This is a genomic window from Roseateles sp. FW301-B2 (assembly GCF_058788955.1).
Window position 1 is genome coordinate 1 of sequence record NZ_JBYTBE010000040.1, and the last position, 26,819, is coordinate 26,819.

The 26,819-nt window shown below is 68.6% G+C and carries 21 protein-coding genes; 12 read left to right on the forward strand and 9 right to left on the reverse strand.

The annotated features are described in order from the left end of the window. The first annotated feature begins 187 nt into the window (after nt 1–187). The 3 genes from AC3WQY_RS21065 (at nt 188) to AC3WQY_RS21075 (ending at nt 5,149) form a co-directional block, all read left to right on the forward strand. Nucleotides 188–3,511 carry a hypothetical protein gene (locus AC3WQY_RS21065; protein WP_492710504.1) on the forward strand — a complete coding sequence of 1,108 codons (3,324 nt, stop codon included), beginning with the start codon at nt 188–190 and terminating at the stop codon, nt 3,509–3,511. Between the two features lie 37 nt (nt 3,512–3,548). Beyond that, on the forward strand, nt 3,549–4,532 hold the full coding sequence (locus AC3WQY_RS21070) for a S8/S53 family peptidase (RefSeq protein WP_492710506.1): 984 nt from the start codon (nt 3,549–3,551) through the stop codon (nt 4,530–4,532). A gap of 119 nt (nt 4,533–4,651) precedes the next feature. Continuing rightward, complete coding sequence (locus AC3WQY_RS21075; protein WP_492710507.1) at nt 4,652–5,149, forward strand: DUF1203 domain-containing protein; 498 nt, start codon at nt 4,652–4,654, stop codon at nt 5,147–5,149. Here AC3WQY_RS21075 and AC3WQY_RS21080 read toward each other — a convergent pair. Further along, nucleotides 5,146–5,781 carry a DJ-1/PfpI family protein gene (locus tag AC3WQY_RS21080; RefSeq protein ID WP_492710509.1) on the reverse strand — a complete coding sequence of 212 codons (636 nt, stop codon included), beginning with the start codon at nt 5,779–5,781 and terminating at the stop codon, nt 5,146–5,148. The genes AC3WQY_RS21075 and AC3WQY_RS21080 overlap by 4 nt on opposite strands. Nucleotides 5,782–5,839: 58 nt before the next feature. Between AC3WQY_RS21080 and AC3WQY_RS21085 the strand changes: the two genes are divergently transcribed. Further along, complete coding sequence (locus tag AC3WQY_RS21085) at nt 5,840–7,657, forward strand: OPT/YSL family transporter (protein ID WP_492710511.1); 1,818 nt, start codon at nt 5,840–5,842, stop codon at nt 7,655–7,657. Between the two features lie 9 nt (nt 7,658–7,666). Here AC3WQY_RS21085 and AC3WQY_RS21090 read toward each other — a convergent pair whose 3' ends face one another. The 3 genes from AC3WQY_RS21090 to AC3WQY_RS21100 form a co-directional block, all read right to left on the reverse strand. Next, entirely contained in the window at nt 7,667–8,146 is a 480-nt protein-coding gene (locus AC3WQY_RS21090; RefSeq protein ID WP_492710512.1) for a nuclear transport factor 2 family protein, read from the reverse strand. A gap of 71 nt (nt 8,147–8,217) precedes the next feature. Next, on the reverse strand, nt 8,218–9,516 hold the full coding sequence (locus AC3WQY_RS21095) for an NF038122 family metalloprotease (RefSeq protein WP_285234614.1): 1,299 nt from the start codon (nt 9,514–9,516) through the stop codon (nt 8,218–8,220). A gap of 129 nt (nt 9,517–9,645) precedes the next feature. Continuing rightward, entirely contained in the window at nt 9,646–10,593 is a 948-nt protein-coding gene (locus AC3WQY_RS21100) for a helix-turn-helix transcriptional regulator (RefSeq protein ID WP_492710514.1), read from the reverse strand. 86 nt (nt 10,594–10,679) lie between these two features. Between AC3WQY_RS21100 and AC3WQY_RS21105 the strand changes: the two genes are divergently transcribed. The 3 genes from AC3WQY_RS21105 to AC3WQY_RS21115 all read left to right on the forward strand — a co-directional run bounded on the left by AC3WQY_RS21105 (nt 10,680) and on the right by AC3WQY_RS21115 (nt 14,124). Next, complete coding sequence (locus tag AC3WQY_RS21105) at nt 10,680–11,330, forward strand: LysE family translocator (RefSeq protein ID WP_492710515.1); 651 nt, start codon at nt 10,680–10,682, stop codon at nt 11,328–11,330. 84 nt (nt 11,331–11,414) lie between these two features. Beyond that, nucleotides 11,415–13,103, forward strand: a complete 1,689-nt coding sequence (locus AC3WQY_RS21110) for an ATP-binding protein (protein ID WP_492710517.1) — start codon at nt 11,415–11,417, stop codon at nt 13,101–13,103. Between the two features lie 76 nt (nt 13,104–13,179). Next, nucleotides 13,180–14,124 (forward strand): substrate-binding domain-containing protein, encoded by a 945-nt coding sequence (locus AC3WQY_RS21115; protein WP_492710519.1) that lies wholly within the window; start codon nt 13,180–13,182, stop codon nt 14,122–14,124. A 7-nt stretch (nt 14,125–14,131) separates the two neighbouring features. Here the strand turns inward: AC3WQY_RS21115 and AC3WQY_RS21120 are convergent, their stop codons facing one another. Both AC3WQY_RS21120 and AC3WQY_RS21125 read right to left on the reverse strand, forming a co-directional pair. Next, nucleotides 14,132–14,989 carry a methylated-DNA--[protein]-cysteine S-methyltransferase gene (locus AC3WQY_RS21120; RefSeq protein ID WP_492710520.1) on the reverse strand — a complete coding sequence of 286 codons (858 nt, stop codon included), beginning with the start codon at nt 14,987–14,989 and terminating at the stop codon, nt 14,132–14,134. 46 nt (nt 14,990–15,035) lie between these two features. Continuing rightward, nucleotides 15,036–15,956: a hydrogen peroxide-inducible genes activator gene (locus AC3WQY_RS21125; RefSeq protein WP_285234620.1), complete on the reverse strand. Its 921-nt coding sequence runs from the start codon at nt 15,954–15,956 to the stop codon at nt 15,036–15,038. A 107-nt stretch (nt 15,957–16,063) separates the two neighbouring features. On the opposite strand from AC3WQY_RS21125, the gene panB reads away from it, so the two are divergent. From panB to AC3WQY_RS21140, 3 genes are all read left to right on the forward strand, one after another. Beyond that, on the forward strand, nt 16,064–16,873 hold the full coding sequence (panB, locus tag AC3WQY_RS21130) for a 3-methyl-2-oxobutanoate hydroxymethyltransferase (RefSeq protein ID WP_285234621.1): 810 nt from the start codon (nt 16,064–16,066) through the stop codon (nt 16,871–16,873). A 7-nt stretch (nt 16,874–16,880) separates the two neighbouring features. Then, nucleotides 16,881–17,714, forward strand: coding sequence for a pantoate--beta-alanine ligase (gene panC, locus AC3WQY_RS21135; protein WP_492710564.1), 834 nt, complete (start codon nt 16,881–16,883; stop codon nt 17,712–17,714). A gap of 82 nt (nt 17,715–17,796) precedes the next feature. Beyond that, the gene (locus AC3WQY_RS21140; RefSeq protein ID WP_492710523.1) at nt 17,797–18,474 is read left to right on the forward strand and encodes a peptidylprolyl isomerase; all 678 of its coding nucleotides are present in this window, start codon (nt 17,797–17,799) and stop codon (nt 18,472–18,474) included. A gap of 9 nt (nt 18,475–18,483) precedes the next feature. Here AC3WQY_RS21140 and AC3WQY_RS21145 read toward each other — a convergent pair whose 3' ends face one another. From AC3WQY_RS21145 to AC3WQY_RS21155, 3 genes are all read right to left on the reverse strand, one after another. After that, nucleotides 18,484–18,918 (reverse strand): FKBP-type peptidyl-prolyl cis-trans isomerase, encoded by a 435-nt coding sequence (locus AC3WQY_RS21145; protein WP_492710566.1) that lies wholly within the window; start codon nt 18,916–18,918, stop codon nt 18,484–18,486. A gap of 128 nt (nt 18,919–19,046) precedes the next feature. Next, nucleotides 19,047–21,098, reverse strand: coding sequence for an ATP-dependent DNA helicase RecG (gene recG / locus AC3WQY_RS21150; protein ID WP_492710525.1), 2,052 nt, complete (start codon nt 21,096–21,098; stop codon nt 19,047–19,049). Between the two features lie 33 nt (nt 21,099–21,131). Beyond that, on the reverse strand, nt 21,132–21,884 hold the full coding sequence (locus AC3WQY_RS21155) for a substrate-binding periplasmic protein (protein WP_492710526.1): 753 nt from the start codon (nt 21,882–21,884) through the stop codon (nt 21,132–21,134). Nucleotides 21,885–21,949: 65 nt separating this feature from the next. On the opposite strand from AC3WQY_RS21155, the gene AC3WQY_RS21160 reads away from it, so the two are divergent. Next, on the forward strand, nt 21,950–24,487 hold the full coding sequence (locus AC3WQY_RS21160) for a YCF48-related protein (protein ID WP_492710527.1): 2,538 nt from the start codon (nt 21,950–21,952) through the stop codon (nt 24,485–24,487). Between the two features lie 122 nt (nt 24,488–24,609). Continuing rightward, nucleotides 24,610–26,814 (forward strand): YCF48-related protein, encoded by a 2,205-nt coding sequence (locus AC3WQY_RS21165; protein WP_492710529.1) that lies wholly within the window; start codon nt 24,610–24,612, stop codon nt 26,812–26,814. Nucleotides 26,815–26,819 lie beyond the last annotated feature (5 nt).

Below are 26,819 nucleotides of genomic sequence, written 5' to 3' on the forward strand. Positions count from 1 at the left end.
GATTATCGCAGGGGGTGGGGGCGGGAGTGGCGCGCTTGCGTGGCGAGGCCGCGAGAGTTCGACACATAGCCGCATTGATGATGACAAGGCTGCTGCTTTGAATGCCAATCCGGCATTGACTCGGCATTGCGCCTGCGGCGCGGCCGACAGAACGCCGTCGCCGAAGTCATCACCGACAGGAGAGGGCATGGAAAAGTTTCCGCCTTGGGCCAGATCGTGGCTGGCCCCTGACCCAGCGCAAGTGAGTCATGGGCTCAACCTGGCCTTGAAGCTCGCCTCGCCCAGCAAGCTGCCCCTCATGCTGTGGGACATCGTGGTAGCGCAGCCCAAGATCGAGCGGGCCCTGCAGGAACTGAGCTTCCTCCACTTCGCGCGCTTCGTGCCTTCATGGGATGGCAAGGCGCTGATGGTCACCACCTCGTTTGACGGCCCGCTTGAACCCTATGTGATGGACTTTGTCATCGCCTTGGGCGAGGTCTTCGACGCCCTGCTGCTGTATGTCGAGGACGCGCCTCCGCTGCCGGTGCGCGAGTATCCCGATGAGTTCATGGATTTCGTCAGGTGCTGGAACCGGGTGCCCATTGCGCCGGGTGGTTGTCATTGCGACGCGGCGCTTCTGCCCCCGGATTTCCCCTTTCCCATCTATAGCGCCTATCCGAGAAAGACGGTGACGGACATTGCTGGCAAGCGGTGCCAGTTGCTGTCACCGTCGATGGACCGACATGGAGACCCCGTCGACCTGGCAGACGTGCAGGCGAACATCCTGACTGGTTACAGGGCCGAGACGGCGGTGTATCTCTTTTTCTCCATCACCGATGCGGACTTGGCGCGCAAATGGTTGGCCGAGGTCTTTGCAGGTCAGGGCGCGTGGAGTGGCGTGATCAGCGCGGACAGGCAGATCGAGAAGAAACAGGCGCTGATTGCGCAGCTTGGCTTCACCTTTGCCGGGCTCGAGACATTGCTGCCCGATCGGCGCGCCGATCTCGAGCGTTTTCCGGTCGAGTTTCGCGAGGGGGCATTGCGGCGCAGCGAGGCCAACGGCGACGTCGGCCCCAGCGATCCCCGGCACTGGCGGCTCGGCCGCGCCGAGCAAGACATCCACCTGATGGTGGTGCTGTACTCGTCAGAGCCGTATGCAGCGAGAACGATCCACGACACCTTCGTTGACGAGACGGGCGTCCATCAGAACGGTCTGCGCGAGGTGTTTCGACAGAACGCCCACGCCCTGCCCAATAGCTATGTGTATTTCGGCTACCGCGACAGCATTGCCCAGCCACGCATCAGCGGGCAATGCAAACCCGAGACGCCGGACTTCCAGCCCGCGGCGAGCCCCGGCGAATTCCTGCTCGGCCGACACTACAAAAGCATCTACGGCGGCTCCTCGTTGGGGAACTTGCCCGCGGACCTGGCGACGAACGGCAGCTTTGCTGCCCTGCGCATGATGGAGCAGGACGTGAAGGCGTTCAGTCGGATGATCACCCATCAGGCTTGGCGCCTGGCGATCGGCGAGGAGCTGCTGAGGGCGAAGCTGCTCGGCCGTTGGCGGGACGGCGAGCCGCTGTCTCTTAGCCCGCAGGCGCCCGGCGCGACGGGGCCCAGCAACGCTTTCGACTACGCCCCCTCCTGGGAACACCCCGCGGTCTTCAACGATCACGAGGGCGAGCGCTGCCCGGTGGGCGCCCATATCCGCCGCAGCAACCCGCGCAGCGCGCGCGTCGCGGGACAAAGGCACTCGCGTCGGCTGATACGGCGTGGTATGCCGATACGCTGGGTCGAGGATGGTGTCGGCAAGCGTGGCTTGATGGGTCTGTTCATCGGCGCCAGTCTGGAGCGGCAATTCGAGTTCATCCAGCGACAGTGGATACAGGGTGGCGACGCAGCCAGCGGAATTCGGGGTACCCAGGATCCCTTGGCCGGGCTGCGCAGCAAGCCCGTTCATATGGAGTTGCCAGGGATCGGCGGCCTGGAGGTGCCGCCGTTGGTCACCACGCGGGGCAGCCTTTACCTGTTTTTCCCGGGCATCTCGATGCTGCGCGGGCTTGGGCAATCAGCGAGCAGGACGAGCGCGCCGGCGCGTCGATGCGCGGACCGGCCCCGCCTCACGGGTCTGGCTCGCCTGCCGGGCTGGATGATTGCCATCGGGACTTACGTTCTGCTGTTGCGGCTGCATTCCAAGTGCCTGGCCGATGTCGTCACGACCTACCTGCCGCCTCCGCGCCGCGACTGCTCAGCGCGGCACCCTCAATCGCCGGGTGGTATCCGCATGCGTGATGCCGGCTTCATCGCCGATCCGTTTCCGGCCTACAGGCAGTTGCGCAATGCAGGCAGGCATGTCGTGTGGGTGAAGGAGCACAAGGCTTTTTGGGTGCTGTCGCGCGCCGACGCGCAGCGCTTGTTTGACGAGCACGACAACTTTCTTCAGGCTCAGCCGCGCACCAAGCTGCGCGGCATCATCACTATGGACGGCCCTCGCCACGGCGTCGTCCGCAGTGTCGCCGCGGAGGCTTTGCGGGCGTCGACCGCTCACATCGACCAGATCGTCACCGCGGAAATCACGGCCGCACTGGCGGACATCGGCGGCGTCAAGCAGTTCGACTTCATGACTGCGTACGGCGCCAGGGTGCCGCTCCGCGTTCTGTGGCGCTTGGTGGGTTTGAAAGATGCCGCGCAGATCTCCGCATGTCAGCGCCTGGTGCAGACCATGATCTGCCACTATGGCCAACCAGAGCGTCCGGGCGGGGTCGATCAGCTCGCGCTTTACGACGCTGCATTGCGCCTCGGCTGGCGCCTGGGCTGCCAATTCGCGAAGGCCTGGCTGCGCAGCCTGATCCCGATCGGCAGATCCTGCTTCGCCGGTACCCTGATCGGGGAACTCGCGTCGCGGACAAAGCTGCATTTCTTTGGACTCTCCCTCCCACCTTGTCGCCCAGTCCGCTTTCTGGAGGCGGTGGTGACCTTGGTGCAGTTTGCGCTGGCCGGACAGTCGGCCTCCTTCCTGCTGGGCACGGCGACGCGGAATCTCATGATGCCGGATCCGCGTAACGCCCGCATGAGGCCATGGGATGCGCTCGCGGCGCTTCGCACGGCACAGTCCCCAGCCTTCGACTCGATGCTGAAAGGCGCATTGGAGGAGGCGCGCCGGATCGACCCGCCCGTCACCATCGCGGAGCGCTACGCCGCCAAGGGCTTGAACATAGGCGGCGTCGCTGTTCCCAAGGACAGTGCCGTATTCGCCGTCATCGCCTCGGCCAATCGCGATGGAGTGGCGGGAGGCAATGCGGAACAGTTCATCTGGGATCGGCCCACGGGCGCCGGGCATCTATCGCTGGGTCATGGCGTGCACGAGTGCATCGGCCAGTTCGTGCAGGCGCGCATCGTGCCCGAGGCCCTGACACGGCTGATCGACGCGCTGCCCACGCTGCGCCTGTGCGATCCCGATGCGGTGCCGCCCTGGGTCGACAACGTCTATTTCCGCGCGCTGCAAGCCCTGCCTGTGACGCGCTGTCCGTAGGCGATGCAGGCAGGAAGCATGGGAGCGGCGCGGGCCTATGAGCAGTGATCGAAACTGGCATCTTCGGATGTGCGAGGTCGAACGGGCCTGGGAACTGCTGGGCGGCCGCAAGCACATCGATTGGGGCGGGCTGCGGGTCGGGCAGCTCGATACCGGCTACACGCAACACCCGGTATTTGGATTCCCGAACTCACCTTGGATTGACTCGTGGGGTGCGCGTACCTTTCTGCCGGATCCTCCGCCCGGCGCAGGCAGCGAGTGGCCGAGGGCGTTGGTCGGCAGCCACGGCACGATGAGTGCCAGCGTGATCAATGGCGACGACGCGGCGGCGGCCTATCTGGGCGTGGCCCCGCGCGTGCCGGTCGTGCCGGCCAGGATCAGCGATTGCGTCATCATTGATTGGCGGGCCCATGAGTTTGAGGCCGCGCTACGCTATCTGGTCGACCAAGTCCGGGTGGACGTGATCAACGTCAGCCTGGGCACCTTCCTGAAGTTCAGCCCACCCGAGGCCATCCGTCTGGCGCTCGATCACTGCTACGAATGCGGTGTCATCCTGATTGCGGCTGCCGGCAATATGCCTGTTCGGGGCTGGCCGGCATTTCCGGCGGCATTGCCGCGCGCCATCGCAGTGGCCGGTGTCACGCGCCGAGCGCGGCCTTGGTGCATAAGTTCGCGCGGGCGCTGGGTCGATTTCAGCGCGCCCGCCGGTGGAGTCTTGCGGGCCCACACGACAAGGTGCAGCGGCTACGGCTACACATCTTTTTGGGGCGGCACCAGCTTTGCTGCAGCGATGACCTCGGGCGCCGCGGCCCTGTGGATGCTCGCCCATCGCGGGGCTATCCAGGCGCGTTACCCCGAGCCCTGGCAGCGGATCGAGGCATTCCGTTGCATGGCGCGCAGAAGCGCGACCGTGCCGGCCGGATGGATGTCTGACCGGGGCTTTGGCGCCGGGATTCTCAACGTTGCGGCGTTGATGGATCCGACCCTGCTGCCCAGGGCGGCCGATTTGTCGCGCCGCTGAAGCTGCCGGCATCCCGACCGGCTCGCTCGCTTTGCGATGCGTCACCCCGCAAGAACCGGGTGGCCGCCCACCTGACGCACTCCTAGCATGGCCGTCACATCAACGCCGCGCACCGCCCCATGCCAGCCATCCAAGCCATCCCCTACCGCATCACCCCCATCCGCGCCAGCTTCGTGCAGCGCGCCCGCGCTGCGGGCCTGGACGATCTGAACCAGCCGGTGGAGCGTCACATCGCCGAAGGCGGCGAGCCCTGTCGCGATGCCTTGCGCCGCGCGCGCCCCGGCGAGGCCTTGCTGCTGGCCAGCTACTGCCCCTTCGAGCAGGCCGGCCCTTATCGCGAGTACGGGCCGGTGTTCCTGTTGGCCGACGCGTCCGATGATGCCGAGCCGGTGCAGGGCCTGGATCACCTGCCGCTCGCCGGCGAGCACCCCTACCTAAGCCCGAGCTTCCTGCTGCGCGCCTATTCGGCCGCCGAGCGCATCCTGGAGGGGGCGGTGGTCGCGGCGGCCGAGGCCGAGGCGCATCTGCAAGCCCTGCTGTCACGCGCCGAGGTGGCCTTTGTGCTGGCGCGCTTCACCGGCCACGGCTGCTACGCCTGCCGCATCGAACGCGCCTAGGCGGAATACCGCGCCACCTGCGCCAGCAGCCGCTCCACATAGGACTCTTTCTCGCCCACCGGCGCCACATAGTGCAGCGCCTCCCGCGCGGCGGGCTCGCCGGCGCGTCTCAGCATCACCCAGGTGGCCAGGTACTGGGAGGCCAGGCAGCCACCCGCGGTGGCGATGGGGCCGCGCGCGTGGAAGGGCTCGTCCAGCACGCGGGCGCCGGCCGCGACGACCCAGGGCTTGGTGATCAGGTCGGTGCAGGCGGGCATGTCGCCCAGCAGGCCCAGGCGCGCCAGCAGCAGGGTGCCCGAGCATTGCGCGCCGATCAGCTGCTTCACCGGGTCGAGCTGCAGGCGATCGAGCAGGGTCGAGTTCTCGGCGATGGCGCGGGTGTAGATGCCGGAGCCGAACAGCACCACCTCGGCCTCGTTGGCCCATTCCAGCGGGCGCTGCAACTGCACCGTGACGCCGTTCATCGAGGTCACCGCATGGCCGGGGCCGCACAGCTCGGCGCTGAAGCCCTGGGCCTTCAGGCGGTTCAGCAGACCCAGGGCGACGAAGCTGTCGAGCTCGTTGAAGCCGTCGAAGGTGAGGATGGCGATCCGGGTGGGATGCGGCGTGGGGGTGGGGGTGATCTCACTCATGGTGCGATGGTGGCCCGGGGGCTACAGTCCGCGCCATCTTACGTTGGGCCTTTCCTCCATGTCCTCCATTTCTGTGAGCTCGGTGCCGGACACGCGCCGCTGGGCCTGGCTGCCGCGCGTCGGCAGCTGGCGCTATTACGCCCTGCTGGGCGCCATCGGCATGCTGGTGCTGGGCCCGCTGGGCGGCATCACCGCGGCCTTCATGAACTTCTCGATCGGCTTCTTCGTCGGCGGCCAGGTGCTGGCGGGCATCCTCGGTTCGGTGGTCACCTACGGCTACGGTTCCGAGGGCAAGCATGGCGCCAACTACATCCAGACCACCGCCGCCTCGGTGGCCGGAATGATGGCGATGAGCACGCTGATCCAGGCCATGACCTGGATGGGCATGCCGCCGGTGCCCAACTGGCAGCTCGTCACCTACATGCTTTGCATCGGCATGATGGCCGCCGGCATCGGCATGCTCTACACGCCGATCCTGGTGGAGCGCATGCAGCTGACCTTCCCCTCCGGGCTGGCGGTGGCCAACATCCTGCGCGCGCTGACCGACCCGGTGCTGCTGAAGCGTTCGGTCTCGCGCCTGTTCGGCGGCATGGCCGCGGGCCTGGGCACGGGGTTCGCGGCGGCCAAGATCCCGCTGCTGGAGGCCATCGAGCTCTCGGCCTCGACCTTTGGCGCCGGCCTGATCGTGGGCGCGCGCGTGGGCATTCCGGCCATCGTGGGCGGCCTGGTGTTCTGGGCCCTGGGGCCTTACTTCATCAGCATCGGCTGGCTCAAGGCCGGCGAGCCCTTCCGCAAGATCGCCTTCCTGATCGCGCTGGGCCTGATCCTGGGCGCCGCCATCGTCGACCTGGCGCTGATCTTCTGGCGCGCCGCGCGCCGCCTGCGCGACGTCAATGCCGTGCAGACCGAGGTGCCGGAGGAGCAGCAGGGCCACCATCGGGGGCCGCGCGCGAGTACCCCGCGCCTGCTCGCCTGGGTCGCGGTGTGGACCGCGGCCACGGTGTTCTGCGGCGTGAACTTCTTCCACGAGCCGCTGGGCTATATGTTGCTGGCGGTGGGCCTGGTCTATGTGTTTGCCATCGTCAACGGCATCTCGCTGGGCCTGACCGATCAGAACCCGATCTCCTCGGCCTTTGTGGTGACGGTGCTGATACTGGCCAGCATCGGCCTCAAGGACCCGATGCTGGGCCTGCTGGCGGCGATGGTGGTGTTCGTCTCGTCCAGCGTGGCGGGCGATATGCAGCAGGACCGCTCGACCGGCTGGCGCCTCGGTTCCAACCGCGCGCTGCAGTTCCGCTTCCAGGTGGCCGGCCTGCTGCTGGGCGCGATCCTGGCGGTGGTGATCGCCAAGCTCTTCATGTCGGCCTACCCGGTGCTGAACCTGGACCAGACCGCCATGAGCGCCGATCAGGCGCCGGCGCAGTGGACCTCGGCGATGACCTACAAATTCGTCGGCGCGCTGCGCAGCCTCACCGACCCCAAGCCCTACCAGACCGATGCGATCTGGATCGGCGTGGCGATCGGCCTGGTGACCGAGCTGCTGCGCAAGCTGATCTGGGGCCATGCCGGCTACAAGCGCTGGGCGCGCAGCAGCAAGGGCGCCTTCGCTGCGGATTTCGTGCTGGATGCGGTGCTGCTGCCCAGCCCCTATGCCTCGTCCTTCGGCGGCTTCGTCAACCTCAGCACCTCGGCCTGGTTTGCCGGCGGCGGGGTGATCTCCAGCTTCATCAACACGGTCGTGCCCAAGCCGGCGGCGGGCGCGGACGAGCTGCCCGCGGACATGAGTTCCACCTCGCTGGTGGGCGGCGGCCTGATCGCCGGCGACGCACTGGCGGCGCTGACGCTGGGCATCATCGGCCTGCTGTCGGTGCTGTGAGCCTCAACGTCACTCGGACAACGGCAGGTGCTCGTAGCTGAGCACCCGCATCAGCTCCCAGCGCCCCTCGTCGAGGCGGTGCCAGACATGCACATAGCGGCCCTTGCCCTCGCAGCGGCCGCTGTCCAGCGGGCAGAACTTGTGCTCGCCCATCTGGATGGCGCCAAAGCCCTCCAGCGGAAACACCGTCATGGTGCCCGGCAGCGGCTCGCGCCGGAAGCGCTTGCAGACGTTCTTGCGCACGCTGTCCAGAAAGGCCTGGCGCGAACGCATCAGCCCGGTCTTGTCGTGGAAGAACTCCAGGTCTTCGGCCACCAGGCCGGCCAGCTGCTCGATCCGGCATTGGTTGAAGGCGCCGAAGAAGGCCTGGTCCAGCGCCTCGACCTGGCGCGTCAGCTCGGCGCGGCTGGGCTCGGCGACGGGCGCTGCCCGTGCGCCGCCAAGCCCCAACAGCAGCAGCACGGCAAGGGTGGCGGATGTCTTGGCCATGCGGGGCTCCACGGGTCGTGCAGGGCTTGAAAGCCTAACCGATCGCGGCCGCCCCGCCGGCCTTGCCGCGCTCAGGCGGCGTCGCCACCCTGGCGGCGTGCGCGCAGGAAGCCGCCGATCAGGCCGAAGCCCAGCAGCAGCTGCGCCCAGGTGGCGGGCTCGGGCACCGCGGCGGCCAGGCCGTCGAGGGCGAAGGCGCCGCTGCTGTTGATGCTGTACCTGCCATTGGCCAGCACGTCGAAGCTGGTGTTCCAGCCCATCGCGTCGAAGGCGGCGATGTCGTTCTGCGTGATCGCGCCCTGGTGGCAGGGCGAGGAGGTCGGGTCCATGATGCCGACGGCGCGCGTCTCGAACAGGCAGGCGCCGCCGGTGTCGGGATCGATGGCGCCGAGGTTGTCCTTCCAGTGCGAGGCCTGCTGGCCGTCGCCGTTGTAGCGGCCGGTCGAGAAGAAGCCGGCTTCCTGGTCCACGTCGGGCAGGTTGAACACATGCTTGCCGTCGATCGAGAAGAAGGCCGCGCGGTTGGGCGCGGCCGACCATTGCAGCGCCAGGCTGCTGCCGTTCAGCGCATTGCCATAGCGGAACAGGTCCAGCGTGCTGCCGATGGCCCAGCCGTCGGTGTTCTTGTCGCCATAGTTGCCGGCCTCGAAGTTGGCGGCCAGCGGACCCTTGCCGTGGGCCAGGATGTCGAAGGTGTCGGTGCCGCTGACGAAGCCCAGCGCATGGCCCAGCTCGTGGATGGCGACGGCGGTGAAGTCGTACTTGCCCACATCGATGCCGTTGCTCGGGTTGAAGTCGAAACCGAAGTTCGAGCTGAACTTGATATTGGCGTCGAACTGCTGGGCCGGGCCGGTCAGGCTGGTCAGGCCCAGGGCCTTCACGACCGACTGGTTGACGTCCAGGTAGCGGGTGCTGTCCAGATTGCCGGTGACCAGGCGGGTGGCATCGGCGGCGACGCCGATCTTGTTGGCCACGTCGTGGTAGTTGTTCATGCGCACCGTCAGGCCGCCGCTGGCCGAGAGCGCCGACAGATTCGCCACGGCGATATTGTCCAGCGCGCTGGTCTTGGTGGCGGCCAGGCGCGCGTAGGCGTCGGTCACGGCCACCACCTGGCTGGCGCTGCCGGTGGAGCCCAGCACGCCGGGGGCCAGGGCGTCGAAGGAGATCTGGATGTTGACGGTGACGTCGTTGGTGAGCGTCTTGTTCCAGTAGTTGGCGGCCTTCTGGAAGGCGAACAGCGCCTCGGCGCCATGCGGCGCCTTGCCGAAGCTGCCGCTGGTATCCCACAGCACGATGTTCAGGGCCTGCGCCTGGCCGGCGCACAGCGCCAGGGCGGCCGCAGCCACGGCGCCCAATACTTGCTTCTTCATCTTTGATCCCTCTCCTGACGGTTGGTCTTATTGAGGGTGGCAATGTAGGCGTTAGCTCATGCCGCGGCGGGAGCGCACCCCTTGGTTCAAGGGGGCGCATTTACCCGACTTCGGGTGACTACGCATGACTTATTGCATGTGCGTCAACAAGGCCTGGGCATGGGCGGCGATGGCGCGGCGCAGCGCCGCGGGCTTGACGATGCTGAAGCCGAAGGGCAGCTGGGCGAAGTCGCGCGCCATCGACGCCAGATCGTCGGCCTGGGCGCGCAGGCGCACGCCGCCCCGGCAGGGTTCCAGCACGCCCATCTCGGCATAGAGGGCGCGCCGTGCCGTGGCCAGATCGGTGTGCAGCAGGGCCTCCACCGCGTGGTTGCGCGGCAGCGTGGCGATGGCGTGAGTCAGATAGCCCAGCACATCGAAATCCGCCGGGCGGCCGAAGCTCACCGGCAGGGCCTCGACGGCCTGCACGCGGTCGAGCCGGAACGAGCGCACGTCCTGGCGTAGCTGGCAATAGCCCACCGCATACCAGGCGCCGCCCCGGTAGGCCAGGCCGTAGACGTCGAGCTCGCGCGTGCTGGCCTGCTGGTGCAGATCCAGATACTGCAGGCGCACGCGCTGCTGGGCGCGCGCGGCGGTGCTCAGCGCCAGCAGCTCGGGGCTGGCGGCGCGCTGCTTGGGCGTCTTGAGGTCGAGGGCCACCACCGAGGCGATGCCCGCGACGCGCTTGCGCAGCGCCGTCGGCATGACGCGCTCCAGCTTGGCCTCGCTGCTGCTGATGGCCGGCAGGATGCCGTGCAGGCCCAGCTCGCGCGCCGCGCGCAAGCCCATCGTGAGCGCGAGCGCCTCTTCGGCGCTGAACATCATGGGCGGCAGCTTGTGGCCGGCCGCCAGCGCATAGCCGCCATCGCGGCCACGCTCGGTCTGGATCGGCAGGCCCAGTTCCACCAGCTGGGCGATGTAGCGGCGCACGGTGCGCTGGTCCACGCCGAGCCGCTCGGCCAGCTCGCTGCCGGGCAGGCGCGCGCGCGACTGCAGCAGCTCCAGCAGGGCAAGGACACGGCCGGTAGGTTTGCTCATGGTGCTCGGTGGTCGATACAGGGCCGATTCTGTCCTATTTGCTTTCTAGACTGCGAGCCTTGAGGTCAACCACAAGGGAGCCGGCCATGGATGCCAGCCACAGTCTCTGGATGTTTTTTCTGCTCACCCTGGGCATCATCGTGCTGCCCGGCATGGACATGGCCTATGTGGCCGGCCATGCCCTGCAGTCGGGCTGGCGCGGCGGCCTGCTGGCACTGGCCGGCATCGTGGCCGGCGGGGTGGTGCATGTGCTGCTCAACCTCAGCGGCCTCGCGGCCCTGCTGATGCTCTTGCCCGGCGCCTTTGCGCTCATGCTGGTGGCGGGTTCGCTCTACCTGGGCTGGATCGGCTGGCAGATGCTGCGTTCGGCCTGGATGGTGGCCGCGCCGGCCGGCGCCCCGCCGCCCGCGGCCGTGAAGGCGCAGGCGCCGGGTCGGGTGTTTTTCAGCGGCATGGCCAACTGCCTGCTCAACCCCAAGGCCTATGCCTTCATGCTGGCGGTGTTCCCGGCCTTTCTGCGCAGCCCGGAGCGCGCGCCGCTGGCGCAGGCGCTCTGGCTCACGCTGATCATCGCGGCCAACCAGATCGTCGTTTATGGCGCGGTGCTGCTGGCCAGCCTGGGCGCCTTGCGCGGCCAGCGCGCCGGCGGCGGAGCTGCGACCCAGCGCTGGCTGGCCGGCGGGGTGGGGGCCCTGCTGATGGGCATGGCGGCGGCCACGCTGGCGCAGCTGCGCTGAGGCATTGCCGCGGCCGTAGACTGTGTCCCAGGCGGCCCCGCCCCTGCCGGGCGGGTGGCCGACCGCCATTTCATCCGCATACCGATGAGACACAGTCTGACGAGGCTTGGTTCGTGGCGTGGCCACGGGCGCGCGGGCATCGGCCAGCGCCTGGCGCTGAGCTATGGCGCCATCATCGTGCTGCTGGTGGCGCTGAGCGGCGCGGCGGTGCTGAAGCTCGGGGCGCTCAGCGAGACCACCCGGCAGGCCCTGCAGCAGGAATATCCCAAGACGGTGCTGATCAGCGAGGTCAACAGCCAGTTGGGCATTGCCGCGCGCGCGATGCGCAATGCGCTGATCTTCAACGAGGACGCCCAGCTGGCGCAGGCCCAGGCCGAGATCGCGGCCGCCCAGCAGCGCATGCAGGTGGCGCTCGCCACGCTGGGGGAGCGCGTCAGCGACCCGCTGGGCCGCGAGCTGCTGCGGCGCATGCAGGTCGTGCACTCGGCCTACAGCATCAACCAGGAGGACTTCATCGGCCTGCTGAACCAGCATCGGCTGGGCGAGGCGCGCAACCTGCTCATCGTCGACCTGCATGGCTACCAGACCGACTACTTCGCGCTGCTCGAGCAGTTCAACCAGCACCAGGGCGCGCAGATGCTGGCGGCGAGCCGCCAGGTGGAGCAGGCCTATCTGGATGCGCGCCGGCTGATCGTCGCGCTGGCCGGGCTGGCGCTGCTGCTGAGCGTGCTGGTGACGGTGGCGATCACGCGCTCGCTGCTGCACCGGCTGGGCGGCGAACCCGAGTACGCGGCCGACATCGCGCGCCGCATCGCCGCCGGCGACCTGCACTCGGTGATCCGGCTGCGGCCCGCCGACCACGGCAGCCTGCTCTATGCCATGGACCAGATGCGCGCGCGCCTGATCGAGCGCGACGATGCGCTCCGGCATGCCAATGCCGAGCTGCAGCACAGCGTCGATGTGCTCCACCAGATGCAGGGCGAGCTGGTGTCGAGCGAAAAGCTGGCGGCGCTGGGCGCTCTGGTGGCGGGCGTCGCGCATGAGCTGAACACGCCGATTGGCAACGGCCTGCTGGCGGCCAGCACCATCCAGGACGTCACCCGGGACATGGAGGCCAAGCTGGCACATCCGCTCACGCGCCAGGCCCTGCATGCCTATGTGGGCGAGGTGCATGCGGCCGCGGACATCGTGCTGCGAAATCTGGGCCGTGCCGGCGACCTGATCACCAGCTTCAAGCAGGTGGCGGTGGACCGCGAGAGCTCGCAGCGCCGGCGCTTCCTGCTGCACGAGGTGGTGAGCGAGATCTGCCTGACGCTGCAGCCCTCGCTGCGCAAGACGCCCTTCCTGCTGCAGGCCGAACTGCCGCAGGACCTGGAGATGTACAGCTTCCCGGGGCCGCTCGGCCAGGTGCTGACCAACCTCATCAACAACGCCGTGCTGCATGCCTTCGAGGGCCGCGATGCCGGGCTGATACGCATCGGCGCGCGCGGCCTGGAGAGCGGCTGCGTCGAGCTCTGGGTCAGCGACGACGGCCGCGGCATACCGGCCGAGCATCTGAGCCATGTGTTCGAGCCCTTCTTCACCACCAAGCTGGGCCATGGCGGCTCCGGCCTGGGCCTGCACATCGCATTCAACATCGTCACCGGCGTGCTGGGTGGCAAGATACGCATCGTCAGCCAGCCCGGGGAAGGCACCACGCTGCACATGACGCTGCCGCGCCATGCGCCCGGCGCCGACGTGGCGGACGCGGTGCCGATCGCGGCCCGGCCCTGAGGACATCGCGGAGGTCAAGCTCATGCCCTACCCATGCATCTTGTCGCGGCGCCACTGTCTGCGCCGGTTTGCCGGCTTGCCCCTGCTTGCGGGCGGCTGGCCGGTGGCGGCGCAGCTCGCACCCGCGCCCTTGGTGGCCTATCTGACGCCGGGCCTGGATCTGCCGTTCTGGCGCACCCTGGGCCGCGGCGTACAGGCCGTGGTCGAGCCCGCCGGCATGAGCTTCGAGGCGCTGGACAGCCGCAACAGCGACGAATTGCAGCTGGCCCATGCCAGCAGCGTGCTGGCGCGCGGCGCCGCCGGCCTGGTGCTCTCGCCCACCAGCAGCAAATCGGCGGTGGCGGTGCTGGACTTGGCGAGCCGCGCCAAGGTGCCCGCGGTGGTGGCCGACATCGGCAGCAATGGTGGCGACTACCTGTCCTACATCAAGTCCGACAACTACAAGGGCGCCTACGGGGTGGGCGAGGCGATGGCGCGCGCCATGGGCGAACGCGGCTGGCGGGGCGGACAGTACGGCCTGTGCACGATCGCGCTGGACCGCAAGAACGGCCAGGACCGCACCAACGGCTTCCGCGATGCCATGCGCGAGGCCGGCTTTGGCAAGGAGGTGGTGCTGCGCCAGATGAAGAGTTATTCGACCGAGGAGACCTACGGCTTCGTGCGAGAGATGCTGGCCGCCTTCCCCAAGCTGCGCGGCCTGTTCGTCGAGGTGGACCAGCCCACGCTGGGGGCCCTGCAGGCGGTGCGCGACGCCCGGCGCAGCGCCGAGCTGCTGGTGGGCTCCTTCGACGGCATCCCGGAGTTCGTCGATCTGCTCAAGAGCAAGGCGCTGGTGGCCGTGGGCATGCAGCAGCCCTACCTGATGGGCCAGCGCGCCGCCGAGGCTTTGCTGGCGGGCCGGGCCGGCAAGCCGCCGGCCAAGCAGATCCTGGTGCCGGTGCTGATCGCCACCAGCCGCAATATCGACGAATGGCTGCCCACCGCGCGCAAGACCGTATTCGGGCAGGAGGGTGGCACCTAAGAAACGCTCAGGAGGCGTGCCGCGCCAGCTCCAGCCCCAGGAGCGCACGCTTGGTCTCCGGCCCCCAGCGGTATTCGCCGAAATCGGCATTCGCGCGTATCACCCGGTGGCAGGGGATCAGGTAGGCGATCGGGTTGGCGGCCACGCAGCTGGCCACCGCGCGCACCGCCTGCGGCGCACCCGCCAGCCGCGCCAGCTGGGTATAGGACAGGACCTGGCCCTCGGGGATGCGCAAGAGCGCCTCCCAGACCTTGAGCCGCAGCGGCGTGCCGCTGAGCAGCAGGCCGATCGGGTGCTGGGGCTTGAGGCCGGCGAGGCGGCGCTGCACCTCGGTGGCCAGCGGGCGCAGGGGCTGCGCGGCCTCGTGCCAGCGCGCCTCGGGCAGCAGCGCGCGCGCCTCGTCCAGCAGCGCGGCGCTGGAGGCCTCGCGCATGAAGGCCATGCGCAGCACGCCGCGCGCGGTGCTGGCCAGCCAGACCGGGCCCAGCACCGAGTCCAGCGCCGTCCACTGCACGTCCAGGCCGCGCCCGGCCTGCTTGAACTCGCCCGGCGTCAGGCCCTCCAGGCTCAGAAACAGGTCGTGCAGGCGCGAGGGCCCCGAGAGCCCGGCGGCCAGCGCCGCCTCCAGCACCGACTCGGCGCGCAGCAGGCTCTGCTTGGCACGCGCCAGCGCCAGCGCCTGGGCAAACTCCTTGGGCGTGACCCCCGCCATGCTGACGAAGCTGCGCTGGAAGTGGAAGGGGCTGAGCCCGGCGGCATCGGCCAGCGCCTGCAGCGAGAGCGCCTCGGGCGCCGCGGCCAGCTGCTGGATGGCCTGGCGCACGCGCTCGAAGCGGAGATCGGGAGGGGTGGCGTCTTGCATCATGGAGATAGTCTGAAGGCACGCGGCGCCGGCGGCCACCCGCTTCTTGCTACGAAAGCCTGGTCACCCCATCCAGCTTGCAGGCATAGATGGCGTTGCGCAGCGCCGCGATCGCCTCGTAGCGCGTGAAAGTGCGGCGCCAGGCCAGCACCACGCGGCGCGTGGGCACGGGGTCCTCGAAGGGCACGAAGCGCAGATGCGGCGTGGGGTCGCGCGGCACGCTTAAAGAGGGCACCACCGTCACCCCCATGCCCGAGGCCACCATGTGCTTGATGGTTTCCAGCGAGCTGCCCTCGAAGCTCTTGCGTATGCCCTCGGCATCGGAGGAGAAGCGCGCGAACTCCGGGCAGACCTCCAGCACATGGTCGCGGAAGCAGTGGCCGGTGCCCAGCAGCAGCATGGTCTCGTTCTTCAGCTCCTGGGTGCTGACGCTCTGGCGCTGCGCAAAGGGGTGGGGGGCAGGCACGGCCACCACGAAGGGTTCGTCATAGAGCGGCGCGATCGCCAGGCCGGTGTCGGGGAAGGGCTCGGCCATGATGGCGCAGTCCAGCTCGCCGGTGCGCAGCATCTCCAGCAGCTTGACGGTGAAGTTCTCCTGCAGCATCAACGGCATCTGCGGGTACTGCTCGATGGTGTGCTTGACCAGCTCGGGCAGCAGATAGGGGCCGATGGTGTAGATGATGCCCAGGCGCAGCGCGCCGGCCAGCGGGTCCTTGCCGCGCTTGGCGATCTCCTTGATGGCGCTGGCCTGTTCGATCACCGATTGCGCCTGGCGCACGATGTCTTCGCCCAGCGGCGTCACCGAGACCTCGGCGGCACCGCGCTCGAAGATCTTCACGTCCAGCTCTTCCTCGAGCTTCTTGATCGCCACCGAAAGCGTGGGTTGCGAGACGAAGCAGGCCTCGGCGGCGCGGCCGAAGTGACGTTCGCGCGCGACGGCGACGATGTAGCGCAGCTCGGTGAGCGTCATGCGGTGGGGCCTCCTAGGGGTGCGAGCCTACATTGTCCCCGGCTTGGTGCAAACCCGCATCGGCCCGCTACACTGCGCTCGCCCTTGACCTCCGAGCAGCAGCCATCATGAACACCGAGCGCAAACCGATGAGCCTCCAGCGCCTGCTGGACATGCATGCCAGCGGCGACAAGATCGCCATGCTGACCTGCTACGACGCCGCCTTCGCGACCCTGCTGGACGAAGCCGGCGTGGACGTGCTGCTGATCGGCGATTCGCTCGGCAATGTGTTGCAGGGCCAGAGCAGCACCGTGCCGGTGACGCTGGAGGAGATGGTCTATCACACGCGCTGCGTGGCACGCGGCCGCAAGAGCGCCTGGATCATCGGCGACCTGCCCTTCGACAGCTACCAGGCCAGCACCGCCGAGGCCTGGAAGAGCGCCGCCGCGCTGGTGAAGGCCGGCGCCCATATGGTGAAGCTGGAAGGCGGCGGCTGGACCGCGCCGGTGGTGCGCTATCTGGTCGAGCGCGGCATTCCCGTCTGCGCCCACCTGGGCTTCACGCCGCAGACCGTCACCGCCTTGGGCGGCTACAAGGTGCAGGGGCGCGACGAGGCCTCGGCCGCGCTGCTGAAGAAGCATGCACAGGAGCTGGCCGATGCCGGCGCGCAGATGCTGGTGATCGAGATGATCCCGGCCGCGCTGGCCGCCGAGCTGACGCAAAGCCTGGCCATCCCGGTGATCGGCATCGGCGCCGGCGTGGGCTGCTCGGGCCAGGTGCTGGTGCTGCACGACATGCTGGACGTGACGCCCGGCCGCCGCCCGCGCTTCGTCAAGAACTTCATGCAGGGCGCCTCCTCGGTGCAGGACGCGGTGCGCCGCTATGTCTCGGAGGTGAAGGCTCAGACCTTCCCGCAAGACGATCTCCACGGCTACTGACATGGCACTGCAAGTCATCCACACCATCGCCGAATTGCGCGCCGCCCTGGCCGGCAGCACGGGCACCGGCTTCGTGCCCACCATGGGCAATCTGCACGAGGGCCATCTCTCGCTGGTGCGCCAGGCGCGCGCCGCGGTGGGGCCCGAGGCGCCGGTGGTGGCCAGCATCTTCGTGAACCGCCTGCAGTTCGCGCCGCACGAGGATTTCGACCGCTATCCGCGCACGCTGGCGCGCGATTGCGAGCTGCTCGAGAGCGCGGGCTGCGAGCTCGTGTTCGCCCCCGACGAGCGCGAGCTCTATCCCGAGCCGCAGGGCTACAAGGTGCATCCGCCCGCCGAGCTGGCCGACATCCTGGAAGGCCATTTCCGCCCCGGCTTCTTCGTCGGCGTGTGCACCGTGGTGGCCAAGCTCTTCAACATCGTGCAACCGCGCGTGGCGGTGTTCGGCAAGAAGGACTACCAGCAGCTGATGGTGCTGCGCCGCATGGTGCAGCAGCTGGCCTTGCCCATCACCATCCTGGCGGGCGAGACCTCGCGCAGCGCCGAGGGCCTGGCGCTGTCCTCGCGCAACGGTTACCTGAGCGAGGCCGAACGGGCCGAGGCCCTGCACCTCTGCGCCACCCTGAAAGCGCTGATCGCGCGCTGGCAGGCCGGCGCGCGCGATCTCGAGGCGATGGAAGCCGATGCCATGCAGGCCCTGCGCGACCATGGCTGGCAGCCCGACTACGTGACGTTGCGCCGCCAGCACGACCTGGGCCCGGCCCAGGAGGGCCAGCCCCTGGTGGCCCTGGCGGCGGCCCGCATCGGCAACACGCGCCTGATCGACAACCTCGAATTCTGAAGACCGGCTGAAGTAACAGGACGTCAGCCGGTCAACGCCCGCGGCCGGGCCGGCGTTGCAATTCCCAACCAAGGGAGTTGCGATGCGTTCTATCTATTCGGGCCTGCTGGCCCTGGCCACCGCCCTGAGCCTGGCGGCCTGCGGTGGTGGCGGCCATGACGACGGGCCTGGCGGCGGGCCCTACCCGACGCCCAACCCCAACCCCAATCCGCCCACCAACAGCTGCAGCGCCACCGGCCTGGCCAAGTCGGCCGAGAGCCAGTACAGCACCGTCTGCATGCTCACCAGCAGCGGTGAGATCGTGCTGGAGCTCTACACCAGCTATGCGCCGGTCACGGTCGCGAACTTTCTGCGTTATGTGGCGGACGGCTTCTACACCAACACCCTGTTCCACCATGTCGACCGCGACTTCGTGATCCAGGGCGGCGCCTATGCGCCGGGCATGCGCTTCAAGCCGCCGACCTACGCCCCCATCGTCAGCGAGGCCAACAACGGCCTGGGAAATCTGCCCGGCACGATCGCGATGGCGCGCCGCAGCGATGCCAACAGCGCCACCAGCCAGTTCTTCATCAACGTCAAGGACAACCCGAGCCTGGACTACCAGAGCGCGGCCAAGCCCGGCTACACGGTGTTCGGCCGCGTCATCTCGGGCATGGCCACGGTGGAGGCCATCAATGCGGTGCCGGTCTACTTCTACAGCGATGCCGACATCCAGCCGCGCCAGGAGGTGCTGGTGTACTGGGTGCAGCGCTTGAAGTGAGCCTGGGGCTCAGTTGACGGCGAGCAGCTCGACGTCGAACACCAGGGCGGCGTTGCCCGGGATGGTGGGCAGGCGGCCCGCCGTGCCATAGGCCAGGGCGCTGGGGATCAGCAGGGTGCGCTTGCCACCCACCTTCATGCCGACAAAGCCCTGGTCCCAGCCCGCGATGACCTGGCCGGCACCCAGCACGAAGGTGAACGGCGTGCCGCGGTCCACCGAGCTGTCGAACTTCGTGCCCTTCTGACCGGCGGCCTTCTCGTCATACAGCCAGCCGGTGTAATGCACCGTCAGCGTCTTGCCGGCCCCCGCGGTGGCGCCGGTGCCCACCAGGGTGTCGGTGGTCTTGAGCACGGTGACGGCGGCCGAACCCGAGGTATCGGCCGGGCTGCTGCTGCCGCCACCGCCGCAGGCGCTCAGCAGCGCGGCGCTGGCGCCGAGGATCATCAAGGACAGGGCGGCACGGCGCTGGAAGGACAGGGGGTTCATCATGAGCTGGGTTTCGTGGGAAAAAGTTCCGCGGACTATAGCGAAGCCCGCCTCGGCCTAGCGTTGGTCATGCCGGTTTGTGCGAATTACGCCTTGAGGAACTCCGCCTTGCTGCCCAGCCAGCGCTCCACCTGGCGGCGTGCGGCCGCGGGGTGGTGGTCCAGCAGCTCGGGGGCCAGCCGGCGCGCCGCTTGCAGCAGGGCTGAGTCTTCCTGCAGATCGGCAAAGCGCAGCAGTTCGGCGCCGCTCTGGCGCGCGCCCATGAACTCGCCGGGGCCGCGGATGTCGAGGTCGCGGCGCGCGATCTCGAAGCCGTCGTTGGTCTCGGCCATGGCCTTGAGGCGCGACTTGCCGGTGTCCGAGAGCGGCCCGGTGTAGAGCAGCACGCAGACGCTGGCCACCGCGCCGCGGCCCACCCGCCCGCGCAGCTGGTGCAGCTGGCTGAGCCCGAAGCGCTCGGCATGCTCGATCACCATCAGGCTGGCGTTGGGCACATCCACGCCCACCTCGATCACCGTGGTGGCCACCAGCACGCTCATGCGGCCGCTCGAGAACTCGGCCATCACCGCGGCCTTTTCGGCTGGCGGCATGCGGCCGTGCAGCAGGCCGACGCGCTGGCCGGCCAGCGCCGCGCTCAGCTCGGCGTGCGTCTCGGTGGCGTTCTTCAGGTCCAGCGTCTCCGACTCCTCGATCAGCGGGCAGACCCAGTAGACCTGGGCGCCGCGCGCCACCTCGTCGGCGATCTTGGCCACCACCTCGAGGCGCTTGCTGTCTGCAAACACCTTGGTGACGATGGGCGTGCGGCCGGGCGGCAGCTCGTCGATGGTCGACACATCCAGGTCGGCGAAATAAGTCATCGCCAGGGTGCGCGGGATGGGGGTGGCGCTCATCATCAGCAGATGCGGTTCGAGCGCCTGACTGGCGAGCTTCTTGCGCAGCGCCAGGCGTTGCGCCACGCCGAAGCGGTGCTGCTCGTCGATGATGGCCAGGCCCAGCTTGGCGAAGCTCACCTTGTCCTCGATCACCGCATGCGTGCCCACCACCAGCTGGGCCGCGCCCGAGGCGGCGGCGTCCAGCATCTTCTGGCGCGCCTTGCCCTTGACGCTGCCGGTCAGCCAGGCCACCGTGATGCCCAGCGGCTCGAGCCAGCCGATCAGCTTGCGGAAATGCTGCTCGGCCAGGATCTCGGTGGGCGCCATCAGCGCGCATTGCCAGCCGGCCGCCATCGCCACCGCGGCAGCCAGCGCCGCCACCACGGTCTTGCCCGAGCCCACATCGCCCTGCAGCAGGCGGTGCATGGGCTGGGGGCGTGCCAGGTCTTGCGCGATTTCCTCGCAGACGCGCTGCTGTGCGCCGGTGAGGGTGAAGGGCAGGGCAGCCAGCAGCTGCTCGTGCAGGCCGCCACGCCGGCCGCTCAGGGCCGGCGCCCGCAGGCGCGCGCGCTCGCGCTGCGCCTGCAGCTGGCTCAGCTGCTGAGCCAGCAGCTCCTCGAACTTGAGGCGCTGCCAGGCCGGGTGGCTGTGGTCCTCCAGCATAGCCAACCTGGCCTGGGGCGGCGGGTGGTGCAGGAACATCAGCGCCTCGCGCAGCGCGGGCAGCTGGCGCGGCACCGCCTGCTCGGGCAGGATCTCTTCCAGCGGCGCGCGCTGCAGGGCCGAGCCCACCGCCTTGCGCAGATAGGCCTGAGGCAGGGCGGCGCTGGTGGGGTAGACGGGGGTCAGCGAGTCCGCCAGCGGCGCGCCCTCGTTCACCAGCCTGAAGCTGGGGTGCACGATCTCGCGGCCGAAGAAGCCGCCGCGGATCTCGCCGCGCACGCGCACCCGGGCGCCGGCCGCCAGGCTCTTCTGGTGCGAGGGGTAGAAGTGCAGAAAGCGCAGCAGCAGCTGGGCGCTGCCGTCGTCGATGCGCACCAGCAGCTGGCGGCGCGAGCGCAGCTCGATATGGGATTCGACGATCTCGCCCTCGCACTGCACCGTGTCGCCATCGCGCGCCTCGGCGATCGGGGTCAGGCGCGTCTCGTCCTCGTAGCGCAGCGGCAGGTGCAGGGCCAGGTCGATGTCGCGCAGCAGGCCCAGCTTCTCCATCGCCTTCTGGGGGGCTGACTTGGCTTTGACGGGAGCGGGGAGGGCCTCGGGCATGGGCGCGATTTTGCCCGCTTGCTGCAGGCGGCTTCAGCTGAAATAGCGCAGCTTCAAGAGCTCGTAGCGCCCATCGCGCTTGGTGACGTCCAGCGCGGCCTGCAGACGCCGCACCAAGGCCGGGTCGGTGTCGGGCGGCAGTCCGTACCAGTAGGACTTGCTGTTGTCGTAGTCCAGCACCGCCTGCAGGGTCGCATAAGGCAGCTTGAGCTGGCGCAGGTTCCAGGCCGCGGCCCAGTCCAGCAGCATCACGTACTCCATGCGCCCGGCCAGCAGCTTGCGCACATTGGTGGCGTCGTCCAGCCCGAATTCGAGTTCCTCGCCGGGCTTGAAGCCCTCGGCCAGCAGCTGCCGCGCGGTGGCCGATTCACGCACCACGCCGATCTTGGCGCCCTGCAGCTGGCGCAGCTCGGACAGGCTCAGCTCGCTGCGGCTGGCCAGCTTGTAGACCACGATGCGGCGCGGGCTGATGGGCCCCACCCACTTGAACAGCGCCTCGCGCTCGGGCGTGCGGGTGAGCGAGAACAGGATGCTGTTGGGTGTGGCCTCGGCCGATTGCATGGCGCGCACCCAGGGCAGCACCTGAATCTCCAGCTTCAGATTGGCCTGCAGCGCCACCATGCGCAGCAGCTCGACGCTGAAGCCCTGCGGCCCGGTTTCGTCCTGGTAGTTCAGCGGCGGCAGGTTCTCAGTGAAGCCGGTGAGCATGGGCTCGGCGGCCCTTGCGCCACGCAGGCCGCCTGCCAGGCAGGCGAGCGCCAAGCCGTGCAATTGGCGGCGGTTCACCTGGGGGGCTCGGCAGCGATCACAAGGCGAGTCTAGCCAACTGTGGTCATGCTCCAAGGGCGCCCGTGCGCCATGCGTCCATTGCCACCGGGCTTCGTGCAGAATGCCCCAAAAATAAGTCACAACCCAGGGAGGGTTACATGCAGCGAAAGACGCAGAAAAAATGGCGCGCGGCCGGGGTCGCGCTTGTCGTCGGACTACTGAGTGCTTGCGGAGGAGGTGGCGATGGCGCCAGCGTCGCGCCGCCGGCGCCCTTGCCGGAGGTGCTCAGCATCTCGGCACCGGCAGCGAGTGATCTGGCCGCGGCGGTGCAGTTCGGCAGCAGTGCTGGCAGCGCCGCCGGCCTGCGCTATGAATGGAATTTCGGCGATGGCAGCAGCAGCACCGAGGTCAGCCCCAAGCATGCCTACGCCAAGGCCGGCGATTACGAGGTGCAGCTGAAGCTGAGCAACGAGGCCGGGCAAAGCCGCAGCAGCAGCTTCAAGCTGAGCCTCAGCAACAAGGCTCATCTGGCCGGCCGCATCTGTTCGGGCGCTGAGGCTTCCGGCTGGTGCTGGCAGGCGCCGCTTCCGGCGGGCGCGGCGCTGACGCAGGCGAGCTTTGTCACTGCTCAGCTTGGCTGGGTGCTGACGGACGAGCGGCAACTCAGCAAGACCTCGGACGGTGCTCGCAATTGGCAGGCGCTACGCCTGCCCGATGCCGGCAAGCTGCACAGCTTTGCCCTGGTCGATGCCAACAAGTCCTGGGTGCTGGGGGCGGACGGTGGTGTCTGGCGCAGTGACGATGGCGGCGCCGGCTTCCGCCGCGTTGGCCGGCTCTCTGCGCCATTGGGAAGCAGTCCGCTGCGCAACCACGGCGGCGATTTGCTGTCGGTGACAAGCGTGAGCGCCGACCTGGCGACGACAAGCCTGTGGGTGAGCGCCGATGGCGGCGCCAGCTGGTTCGCGTCGGCGCAGCGCTACGACTCGCAAGCCAAGGATGGCAGCCTGTACCGAACCGAGTGGACGGGCGACGGCAAGAGCTTGCAGGTCGTGCGATCGCTGGATCTGGGCCTGCATGAGTCCGTGGCGGGGGAGTTGCCCGCCGCTTGTCAGGGCAGCGCCACGGGTTGGCGCTTGATACAGGCGGCTTCGCGCAGCGATTTGCTGAGCGTGAGCTGGCAGATTTCTGCCTCCAACGAAGGTGGCTGGCAGCATTTCGTGGATCAGGTGGTGTTGTGCACCAGCACCGATGGCGGCCAGACCTGGAAGCGGGTTGCGGCCACCGGCATTCCCCAGCTGCTGTATTCGCGGTTCAGTCTGAGGGGCGACGTGGCGTTCTGGCCGGCTGGCGCTGGCCAGTATTGGGCGAGCCACAGCAACGTGGGCGGTGGCGGCGCGACCTTGTACCGGAGCGTCGATGGCGGCGAGACCTGGATGACCGTGGCAGCCCCGGAGTCAGGCGCCTCGATCCGCCATGTGGTGAATGCAAGCACGCTGCTCGTTACGAATGACGCAGGGAACTCCTGGGTCAGCGCCGATGCGGGCGCCAGCTGGCAGGCCTTGCAAGTGGGCCTGGGCGGATTGCCCGAATCCCTGAGCTCACTGGCCGGCCAGGGCGTGCTGCTCAGCGGGCGCCCATTGCGTTCGTACGATGGCAAGGGGGCTTGGCAGCTGTTGGTCCCGCATTTCGGCTCAGCAGATCTGGCCCTTGGCTTTGGTGGCGGGGCACTGGCGGGCGCTATCGGCTCGGCCGCGATGCCGACGCCGGGCCGCCTGTTCGCCTTCAGCGGCAGTCAGCTGCTGCGCAGCAGCGACTACGGCCGCAGCTGGCAAGCGCCGCCGATGTTTTCGATGGGTGATATCGGCAGCCTGCAATTCGTCTCCGCCAACACGGGTTGGGTGGTGGCCGACTTTGGCCTGCTGTTCCGTACCCGCGACGGCGGCGCCAACTGGTCGCAGGTGTGGGCCGTGCCGACCGGCGGATCTGAATTTGGCGGTGCGCTGCAGGCCCTGCGTTTCAGCAGCGAAACCGAGGGGATCATGGCGGTGAGCAACTGGCAGGGCAGCATCGTCTACCGCAGCAGTGACGGTGGTCAGAGCTGGGCCATGCGCGCCACATTGCCGGTTGACGTGAGGCAGCTGCTGACGCTGGAGAACGGTGAGGTGCTGGCGGCGGGCGGCAATGGGCTGCGCACCGGCGGCCTCTTCCTCATCAAGGCGGACTCGGCAGACTTCAGCACCGTCTACAGCGCCGACTCCGATTCGGTGTCCGGGCCTGGGCTTTACGTGCGGCGCCTGCATCGCCAGGCGGGCGGCAAGATCTGGGCGGTGGGCAGCAAGGGGCTGGTGCTCAGCAGCGCCGATGCAGGCAGGACATGGCTGCGGCAGGACGTGGGTGCGGCCGGCGCACTGAACGATGTTCAGTTTGCCGATGCGCTGCACGGCTGGATCGTTGGCGACGCTGGCCTGCTGCTGGCCACCGATGACGGCGGCAAAAGCTGGAAGCAGCAGGCGCAGTCGACGCAGCAGAGCCTGCTGGCGCTGCTTATCCAGGACGCCAAGACGGTCTGGGCCTTTGGCGAGAATGGCATCGTGCTGGCCACCGGGACCGGCGGTTTCTGACAGGAGCGAGCGGCGTGGGGCATAGCTTGAGTCGAACTACTCTGCCGTGGCCAAGGGCCTGGACTGCCGGTGCCCTGCTGGCCCTGGCGGCCTGTGGTGGCGAATCTGGCGGCCCCACGCCCTTGCCCGCCACGCTGCAGATCCAGGCGGCCGCGACGGCCGATGTGGCCGCGCCGGCCCAATTTGGCAGCACGGCGGCCGAACTGGCCGGCTTGAGCTTTGCCTGGAGTTTCGGCGATGGCGGCGTCAGCCAGGCGCCCAAGCCCAGTTACCGATTCGGCCGTGCCGGCGACTATGTGGTGCGCCTGCGCGTCAGCAATGAGTACGGCGAGAGCCGCGAGGCCAGCTGGCCGGTATCGGTCCAGCATCAGGCGCCGGTGCTGGGGCTCGATTGCAGCGGCCCGGGCTCGAGCGCCTGGTGTTGGCAAGCGGGCGGCAATGCCGCGCAGGCGATCCAGTTCGTCGACGCCCAGACGGCCTGGCGCGTGGGCGACGCGGGCGATATTTTCAAGAGCGTGGACGGTGGGCTGAGCTGGGCACGGCAGCCGAGCGGCGTGGATGCCGATCTCTATGCCCTGCAGTTTCTCGACACGCAGCAGGGCTTTGTACTGGGCCAGCCGGGCACCCTGTTGTGGACGGCCGACGGTGGCAGCAGCTGGCAGCGCCGTGCCGCGCCCCTGCCGCAGGAGAACCCGCAGCTGGTGCTGCGCGCGCTGGATGCGCAGCGTCTGCTGCTGCTGGATCGCTACAGCTTCTGGGTCAGCGAGAACGCCGGCGTCGACTGGCAACGCGTCGAGCGCCGCCCCGACGCCGTGGGGCCGGCAGGCACGGTCTGGACCGAGGAGCATGGCCGGGTCTATCGCGCGCGGTCGCTGGGCCGCCAGCCCGAACTGGTGCTGACGCTGGCGCACGAGGACTATATGTTCCAGTACGCGGCACAGCTGCTGGTGCTGGACGAGCAGCAGATCCTCGTCAACGCGGTGGGCGAGCGTTACGACATCAACCAGGGCTGGATGCGCAAGAACATGCTCTGGCGCAGCCGCGACGGCGGCCAGAGCTGGCAGAAGATCGTGCCCAGCGGCATCGTCTCGCCGGCTTGGCTGTGGGAATGGCTCAAGTTCGAGCGCTTCAGCGCCAGCGACGATGTGATGATCGCGAGCCACAACGGCACGCCTTACATCAGCCGCGATAGCGGCGCCCGCTGGGCTGCCATGCGCGATGAGATCTCCTGCTGCAAGTACGGCGAGGATCTGCTGGCCCTGCAGGGTCAGGGTTTGCTGTTCAGACGTTTTGGCGAGGTCTGGCTGAGCCCGGACTGGGGCGTGAGCTGGCAGGCGGCCCAGCATCCACCCGGGCGCAAGGTGGCCTGGCTGGAGCTGCAGTCGCTGGGCCCGCAGCGCTATCTGCTGCGCGACAACGACGGCCAGTTCTTCCTCAGCAGCGACGGTGCGCAAAGCTGGCAACGCCTGGCCGGCAGCGCGAGCGATCGCAGCGAAGCCGCGCCGGCGCTTTCCTTTGCGGACGCCCAGCATGGCCTGCGCCTGAGCGCAGGTGGCGAGCTCTGGGCCACTGGTGACGGCGGCAGGACCTGGCAGCTCAGGCGCAGTGATCTGACGGCCGGCACGGTGCAGCTGCAGATGCTGTCCACTGCCGTGGTCTGGATGATTGCCGGCGATGGCAAGCTGCAGCGCAGCGCCGACGGTGGCGCCAGCTGGGCCCAGATGCTGAGCGCGAGCAGCGACTGGGTTCGTGTCGAGTTTGCCGACTCCCAACTGGGCTGGGCCATGGCGGCGCCGCTGCGGCCGCGCTTTGTGGCGACGCAGGACGGCGGAGCCAGCTGGTCCGCGCTGGCCGTGCCCGCGGGCACGCAGGCGCTGCGTCAGCTGGACGCCCTGCATTGGTGGGCGCTGGGCGAGGGCGGCCTGCTGGCCGAAAGCCTGGACGCAGGCAAGACCTGGACCCGGCGCAGCAGCGGCACCCCCGAGCGCCTGCACCAGTTGGTAGCCAGCGATGCCCAGACACTCTGGGCCGTGGGCGATGCCGGCGTGGTGCTCAAGTCCGACGATGGTGGGCGCCAATGGCGCAAGCTGAGCCTGTCGACGGACCTGCCCGCGCTGCGCGACATCTTCTTCATCGACGCGCAGCAGGGCTGGATCGTGGGCGCGCGAGGCACGGTGCTGGCAACGCGCGACGGCGGCAAGAGCTGGGTCGCGCAGCGCAGCGGCACGCGCCAGCTGCTGGGTTCGGTACGCTTTGCCGACGCACGCCTGGGCTGGATCACCGGCACGATGGGAACCGTGCTGGCCACGGGCACCGGCGGCAAGTAGCGGCG